Raw genomic sequence first — 8,021 nt, 5'->3', positions numbered from 1 at the left:
ATATGAAAATGAAAGGCAGCGCAAGGTATATCTGCCTGATGGTAAGTGGCGGAATATTCATGACAATAAAGAGTATCAGGGTGGGCAGGAAATCAATGTAAATGCACCGATTGATGAGATACCTGTATTTGTCCGGGAGGGATCACTGGAAGAAATCTGTTAGTATTTAAGTGTAATAAATATTCTCTTACATGCAGTCATACGGTGCAGCAGGCATAATCAGAATTTGATGAGGAGGTAAAGTATGAAAAAAGACGTGGGTAAGAAACGGCTATTTGATTTTGGAGGCGGCTATACAGGGATCATGGGAAAGATTTTTGATTTACTGCTGTTAGGAGTACTTTGGATTATCTGCTGCATTCCGTTAATTACAATAGGGGCATCTACAACCGCTCTTTACTACAGTGTGGTAAAATCAGTAAAGAAAGATAAAGGCTATGCCTTGCGTGAATTCTTTCATGCTTTCCGTCTGAATTTTGTCCCTGCAACCGTGATATGGACAGTAACAGCGGCAGTAACCTTTGTTGTCCAATTAAATATGGGAATTCTAATGCAGAAAACCAGCAGCTATACCGGTCTATTCTTTATCTGCTTTTATTTCCTGGCATCGGTCTTTGTATTTGCAGCTGGATGCTATGTATTTCCTGCACTGTCACGGTTTGATATGAGCGCGGGGTGGATAATAAAACTTGGAATGTATATGTCGGTAAGGTATTTTCTGACTACCCTGGCTGTATTTTTAGTAATAGCCTGTGTGCTGGCTTTATTTTGGGCACTGCCGATGAGTATATTTTTTACACCCGGAGCTGCAGTATTTATCATTTCTGATTTTATGGAGCGTGTTTTAGAAAAACATATGCCGGTTACGGTACAAGAGTTTGAATAAAAATAGAAGAAGGGAAGCCACTAAAAGGCGGAAATTCTGCTTTGCCTGCGGTGGATAAAAGGTGTAGGTATGAAATTTACAAATGGTTATTGGATGCTGAGAGAAGAAATGACTCCGGCATATGCGACAGAATATGCAAGACATATAATTGATGGAAATACTCTTCAGATCTATGTACCGGGGAGTCACATCTTAGGCAGAGGCGATTGTCTGAACCTGCCCATGATTACCATTACATTAACCAGCCCGATGGAGGGCATTATTAAAGTCTCTGCAGTGCATCATATGGGAGCGGGCTGCAGCGGGCCTTTTGCAGAAGTTACAGAGACAAATCCTGATGTAACCATTCAGGATCAGGAAAATGTTCTGGTGTATCAGAGCGGAAGCCTGAAAGCCGTGATTGACAAATCTCCAAATGGATGGAAAATGGCATTTTACGAAGGAGAATGTTTCCTGACAGAGAGCAGTTTTCGAAATCTTGCACATATGACAAATAGAAAGACGGGAAAATGTTATATGTTGGAGCAGCTGGCTATCGATGTGGATGAATATATCTACGGTTTGGGAGAACGTTTTACGCCTTTTGTAAAAAATGGGCAGATAGTTGAGATGTGGAATGAAGACGGTGGAACAGCCAGCGAGATTGCATATAAAAATATACCCTTTTATATTACCAATAAAGGATATGGTGTGCTGGTAGATAATGAAGGAGATGTTTCCTATGAAATAGGCAGTGAGAAAGTGGAACGGGTTCAGTTTTCGGTAGAGGGCGAACGTCTGGATTACTACTTTATAGGGGGAGGAAGTCCAAAAGCAGCAATCCGGAAATATACGGAGCTGACCGGAAAACCGGCACTGCCTCCTGCATGGTCCTTCGGCCTGTGGCTGACAACATCCTTCACTACCGACTATGATGAAGCAACTACTTCCGGTTTTATCCAGGGGATGGCTGACAGGAAAATTCCGCTGTCTGTATTCCACTTTGACTGCTACTGGATGGATGCGTACGAATGGTGCAGCTTTATATGGGATCCAAAGGTATTTCCGGATCCAAAAGGAATGCTGCAGCGGTATCATGACAGAGGATTGAAGATCTGCGTTTGGATTAATCCATATATCGCTCAGCAATCCTATCTGTTCAAAGAAGGCATGGAAAATGGATATCTGGTTAAAAAATCCGACGGAAGTGTCTGGCAGACGGATCTGTGGCAGCCGGGTATGGGGTTGGTGGATTTTACCAATCCGGATGCGGCAAAATGGTATCAAAGCAAGTTAAAGACGCTCCTTGATATGGGGGCAGACTGTTTCAAGACTGATTTTGGAGAACGTATTCCGGTGAAGAATATCACGTATTTTGACGGTTCAGATCCGGTTAAGATGCATAACTATTATACCTATTTGTATAATCAGACTGTGTTTGAATTACTGGAAAAAGAGCGGGGCGAAGGAGAAGCTGTCTTGTTTGCCCGTTCTGCAACAGTTGGAGGACAAAAATTTCCGGCACATTGGGGAGGCGACTGTTCTGCTTCTTATCTTTCTATGGCAGAAACTTTACGGGGCGGTTTATCCCTGGCGCTCAGCGGTTTTGGTTTCTGGAGCCATGATATCAGCGGTTTTGAACAGACCGCATCAGCGGATATCTACAAACGCTGGTGCCAGTTCGGACTGCTGACCTCTCATAGCCGGCTTCATGGATCTTCTTCTTATCGTGTACCCTGGTTATTTGATGAAGAAGCTTGTGAGGTACTGAAAAAATTTGTAAATATCAAATGCAGCCTGATGCCTTATCTGTACAGACAGGCAGTTATAGCTCACCAACAGGGAATACCCATGCACCGGCCTATGTTTATAGAATATCCCGACGACCGTGCCTGCGATACCCTGGATAAGCAATTTTTCTTAGGAGATTCTCTTCTGATAGCACCTGTTTTCAAAGAATCCGGTGAAGTGGATTACTATCTGCCAAAGGGTATCTGGACAAACCTGCTTACCGGTGAGAAACGAAAAGGCGGAACCTGGAGGAAAGAAAAGCATGATTACTTTTCTCTGCCGCTGATGGTAAAGGAGAATACAATACTGCCGGTGGGAAATAATGCTGAAGAAGCATCTTATGATTTTGCGGACGGTGTTACACTCTATCTTTCAGAATTTACGGAGGGAGCAATATCGACGGTAGAAATACCGGATCAGAAAGGGAATACGGTCATGACTGCTTCGGCAAGACGTGAGGGCAATAAGATTACACTAACCACAGAAGGTGGAGGTAAAAACTGGAAAGCGGGACTGCTTGGAGCAGACAGTATAATAGAAGGAACAGGAAATCAGATTATAATTGAATGTTAAAAACAGCAGCCCGGGAAGAAAACATCCGGGCTGCTGTATCTTTTTATTCTTTTCCGTTCCAGCAATAGGTACACAATTTGCATGGTTCGATGCCGATAGAAGCCAGCATATCATCCAGCCGGTGGTAACGCAGGGTAGTGAAATTAAGCTGTTTTCGAATTTCGTCTATCATTTCGATATAGTTCTGGCTGTCCGGATTGGTGTAGTCATCCAGCATATTGATATCGTTTTCCCCTTCCCGTTCACGAATAATCCGTCGTGTAATCAAATCCATTTCAGAATTTGAACGTGAAAAGTTCAGATATTTGCAGCCGAACATTAAAGGCGGGCAGGCAGGACGTATATGTACTTCTTTTGCACCCTCCTGGTAAAGAAATTCAGTAGTTTCCCGAAGCTGTGTACCGCGTACGATAGAATCATCGATTAATAACAGTTTTTTGTCACGGATTAAGGCTTCCACCGGAACTAACTTCATTTTCGCGATCATATTACGCTGGCTTTGTTTCGGGGGCATAAAGGAACGGGGCCAGGTTGGTGTATATTTAATGAAAGGGCGGGAATAAGGAATCCCGGTTGCATTTGCATAACCGATTGCGTGAGCAACTCCGGAATCAGGAACACCGGCAACAACATCTGGTTTAACCGTATCCCGGTTAGCCAGAAGACGTCCGCAATTGTAACGCATCTGCTCCACATTGACTCCTTCATAGGAGGATGTGGGATATCCATAATAAACCCAGAGGAAGGAACAGATCTTCATTTTTTCTCTTGGTTTGCTGAGGGTTTCCACACTTTCTGGGGTAATTCTTACAATTTCGCCCGGCCCCAGTTCTTTATAATCAAGGTAACCCAGGTTGACATAGGCAAAACACTCAAAGGATACACAATAGGAGTCTTCCTTCTTGCCAATTGCAAGTGGTGTTCTTCCCATACGGTCTCTGGATGCATAAATCTCAGTAGGGGTCATAACCAGCATGGTCATGGAGCCTTCTACCATCTCCTGAACATATAACATTCCTTCTAATATAGAACTCTTTTGATTGATTAGAGAAGCGACCAGTTCTGTTGCATTAATCAGACCGCCGCTCATTTCCAGGAAATGAGTACAGCCGTTGTCATATGCATTTTGTACCAGCTGGTCAATATTGTTGATTTTACCTACGGTTGTAATGGCAAAACTGCCAAGATGTGACTGCACCAATAAAGGCTGAGGTTCATTATCAGAGATACAGCCGATTCCCAGATTACCCTCCAGTTCATCAATGTCCCGTTCGAATTTAGTACGAAAAGGGGAATTCTCAATATTATGGATTGCCCTGTTGAATCCGTCTTTTCCATAGACTGCCATACCGCCTCTTCTGGTACCCAAATGTGAATGATAGTCAATTCCAAAGAATAAATCTTGCACACAGCTTGTCTTTGAAGCTACGCCGAATATTCCACCCATGTATTCCACTCCTTAATGTTTTCGTTAGTTTTTTGATACAGCTTCATTCTAACATAATATGACCGAAAATAACAAGGGGATTTCTATAATCACATTTTGTTTGAAAGAGGACTACATAAAAAGGTCTTTCCCACTAATAGATTTTGTGATAGAATAGAGTAGTTAATACTATCCTTTTTTAAGTATGGGAGTACAATCTATGAAAAAGATAAATAGAAAGATTAAATATAGCGGAAGATTAAAATCATATATGCAATGGCCGCTGGCGCTGGTAGTGTTTTTACTGCTGATGAATATTGCAGTTTTTGCAGTGGATACCAAGGCCGGGATCGCAGCAGCGCTGTTCAGTGTGGTATATATTGTTTTGATTATCGGCGTATTTGTATTGTACAAACCCCGTATTATGACAGAACTTGTGTCGTTTGCCACACAATATGGGCAGATACAGAAGAAGATGCTTCAGAAATTTGCGATACCTTATGGCTTGCTGGACACTGAGGGTAAGATCATATGGATGAATGAGGCATTTTGTAATGCGGTGGGAAAAGATCCGAAATATCATAAGAATATATTAAACCTGTTTCCTGAGATCAGTGTTAATGTCTTGCCTAAAAATGAAGATATCCAGACCATAGAAGTTCATTTTGACGGAGAAGATTACCGTGCCCAGCTTCAGCGGGTATCGATTGAGGAACTGGCAGATTCTGTAAATATTGTAGAAGTGCCGGAAGACCAGAATTATTTAATTGCGGTATATCTGTTTGATACAACAGAATTAAATCAGTATATAAGAGAAAATAAAGAGCAGAAACTGGTTGCCGGACTTATTTATATTGATAATTATGATGAAGCCCTAGAGAGCGTGGAGGAAGTCCGCAGATCGCTGTTGATGGCACTGATAGACCGTAAAATAAATAAATACATCACAAGCCTGGATGGTATTGTAAAGAAAATTGAGAAAGATAAGTATTTTATTGCTATCAGACAGAGATCTTTAACAACGCTGGAATCTAACCGGTTTTCCTTATTAGAGGAAGTAAAGTCCGTTAATATCGGCAACGATATGAGCGTTACACTTAGTATCGGTATTGGTGTAAATGGAAATGGCTATGTACAGAATTATGATTTTTCACGTATTGCAATAGAACTGGCGCTTGGGCGCGGCGGTGATCAGGCTGTCGTAAAGGATAATGAGAAAATTTCTTATTACGGCGGAAAATCACAGCAGATGGAAAAGAGTACCCGTGTTAAAGCAAGGGTAAAAGCACACGCATTGCGTGAGTTTATTGACAGCAAAGAAGATGTAGTGGTCATGGGCCACAAGATTACCGATATTGATTCTTTTGGAGCTTCCATAGGTGTCTACCGTGCGGCGAGGCTCATGAATAAAAAGGCTCATATTGTAATCGAAGATGTAAACAGTTCGATTCGTCCCTGGATGAATATGTTTTTGAATAATAAAGATTATGAAAGTGATATGTTTGTAAACCATGCCCAGGCGGAAGAAATCGTAGATAACAATACGGTTGTGGTAGTAGTTGATACCAATCGCCCAAGTATGGCTGAATGCTCGTCTATTTTAGAACAGACAAAAACAATTGTTGTTCTGGATCATCACCGCCAGAGCAGTGAAGTTATTAAAAATGCAGTATTGTCTTATATTGAGCCATATGCATCTTCAACCTGTGAGATGGTTGCTGAAATACTGCAGTATTTTGTGGATGGCATTAAGCTTAAGAACATAGAAGCAGATTGTATCTATGCAGGAATTATTATTGATACAAATAATTTTGTGGCAAAGACGGGAGTTCGTACCTTTGAAGCAGCAGCATTTTTAAGACGCTGTGGAGCAGATGTTACAAGAGTCCGTAAAATGCTCAGGAATGATATGTCTGCATATAAGGCGAGAGCAGAAGCGGTCCGTCATGCGGAGCTGTTCCTGAACTGCTATGCATTTAGTATCTGTCCGAGTGAAAATATTGAAAGCCCTACGGTAGTGGGAGCTCAGGCAGCGAATGAATTATTGAATATTATCGGTGTGAAGGCATCTTTTGTGTTTACACCGTTTAATAAACAGGTATATATCAGCGCCCGTTCGATCGATGAGGTCAACGTACAGATCATTACAGAACGTATGGGCGGTGGAGGACATCTGAATATAGCCGGTGCCCAGTTAAAAGATACAACGGTAGAAGAGGCTATCAGCAAATTAAAGGATGTAATAATTAAAATGACAGAAGAAGGAGCGATTTAAATGAAAGTTATATTATTAGAAGATGTAAAATCACTTGGAAACAAAGGCGCAATTGTAAATGTCAGCGATGGATATGCAAGAAATTTATTCACGAAAAAACTGGGCATTGAAGCAACACCAAAGAATATCAATGACCTGAAGCTTCAGAAAGCACATGAGGAAAAAGTAGCGCAGCAGATTCTGGATGAGGCAAAGGCGTTTGCAGCAGAAATTGCTGAAAAGCAGGTTACCGTATCCATCAAAGTCGGAGAGGGCGGAAGAACATTTGGCTCTGTTTCCACCAAAGAAATTGCAGAAGCAGCGAAGGCGCAGCTGGGATATGATATTGATAAGAAAAAAATGATGCTTACAAGTCCGGTCAAGGCTCTTGGAACTACGCTTGTTCCAATCAAGCTGCACCCTAAAGTAACAGCAGAATTAAAGGTTGTAGTAAAGGAAGCTTAGGAGGAAGTCTGACATGGAAGAAGCACTCATAAAACGAATATTGCCACATAGCGTCGAGGCAGAACAGTCTGTAATTGGCTCTATGATCATGGATAGAGAAGCGATTATGACTGCTTCCGAGATTATCAGCAGCGAAGATTTCTATCAGCACCAATACGGGGTTTTATTTGAATCCATGCTGGAGTTATATAATGAGGGCAAACCGGTGGATCTGATTACATTACAGGACCGCCTGAAGGAAAAGGAAGTTCCTCCTGAAATCAGCAGCCTGGAATTTGTCAGGGATCTGCTAAATGCGGTACCAACCTCGGCAAATGTAAAATACTATGCAAATATCGTCCAGGAAAAATCAATGCTCAGAAAATTGATTCGTACTACGGAAGATATCGCTAATACCTGTTATGTGGCTAAGGACAGGCTGGAAGACATTCTGGGAGATACTGAGAAGAAGATATTTGATATCGTCCAGTGCAATACCTCGGGTGATTATGTTCCGATTAAAGAGGTAGTGCTGAACGCGTTGGATAAAATAGAACAGGCTGCCAAGAATAAGGGAAGTGTTACCGGAATCCCTACTGGATTTATAGACCTGGATTATAAAACGTCAGGATTCCAGCCCTCCGATCTTATTCTGATAGCAGCCCGTC

At 41.9% G+C, this 8,021-nt stretch carries 7 protein-coding genes; 6 read left to right on the top strand and 1 reads right to left on the bottom strand.

The annotated features are described in order from the left end of the window. The 3 genes from RHS_RS32045 to yicI all read left to right on the top strand — a co-directional run. A partial coding sequence (locus tag RHS_RS32045) for a hypothetical protein (protein ID WP_395023554.1) occupies window positions 1-163 on the top strand: 163 nt, incomplete at its 5' end. A gap of 81 nt (window positions 164-244) precedes the next feature. Then, a complete protein-coding gene (locus RHS_RS26155; RefSeq protein ID WP_047834827.1) occupies window positions 245-886 on the top strand; it encodes a YesL family protein in 642 nt (213 codons plus the stop codon). Window positions 887-955: 69 nt separating this feature from the next. Next, entirely contained in the window at window positions 956-3,229 is a 2,274-nt protein-coding gene (gene yicI, locus RHS_RS26150) for an alpha-xylosidase (RefSeq protein ID WP_047834826.1), read from the top strand. A 43-nt stretch (window positions 3,230-3,272) separates the two neighbouring features. On the opposite strand, the gene RHS_RS26145 is transcribed toward yicI, so the two are convergent. Continuing rightward, entirely contained in the window at window positions 3,273-4,676 is a 1,404-nt protein-coding gene (locus RHS_RS26145; protein ID WP_027295201.1) for an amidophosphoribosyltransferase, read from the bottom strand. A gap of 199 nt (window positions 4,677-4,875) precedes the next feature. Here RHS_RS26145 and RHS_RS26140 point away from each other — a divergent pair, with 199 nt between their 5' ends. From RHS_RS26140 to RHS_RS26130, 3 genes are all read left to right on the top strand, one after another. Continuing rightward, on the top strand, window positions 4,876-6,930 hold the full coding sequence (locus RHS_RS26140) for a DHH family phosphoesterase (protein ID WP_027295200.1): 2,055 nt from the start codon (window positions 4,876-4,878) through the stop codon (window positions 6,928-6,930). Then, entirely contained in the window at window positions 6,931-7,374 is a 444-nt protein-coding gene (gene rplI / locus RHS_RS26135; protein ID WP_027295199.1) for a 50S ribosomal protein L9, read from the top strand. A 13-nt stretch (window positions 7,375-7,387) separates the two neighbouring features. Beyond that, window positions 7,388-8,021, top strand: a 634-nt coding sequence (locus RHS_RS26130) for a DnaB-like helicase N-terminal domain-containing protein (protein ID WP_047834825.1), incomplete at its 3' end; no start/stop codon positions are given.

Origin of the sequence: Robinsoniella sp. RHS (assembly GCF_001029355.1) — a bacterium.
Lineage (GTDB): Bacteria > Bacillota > Clostridia > Lachnospirales > Lachnospiraceae > Robinsoniella > Robinsoniella peoriensis.
Note: the sequence above shows the minus strand (reverse complement) of the source record. Positions and strands in the feature narration are given on the sequence as shown.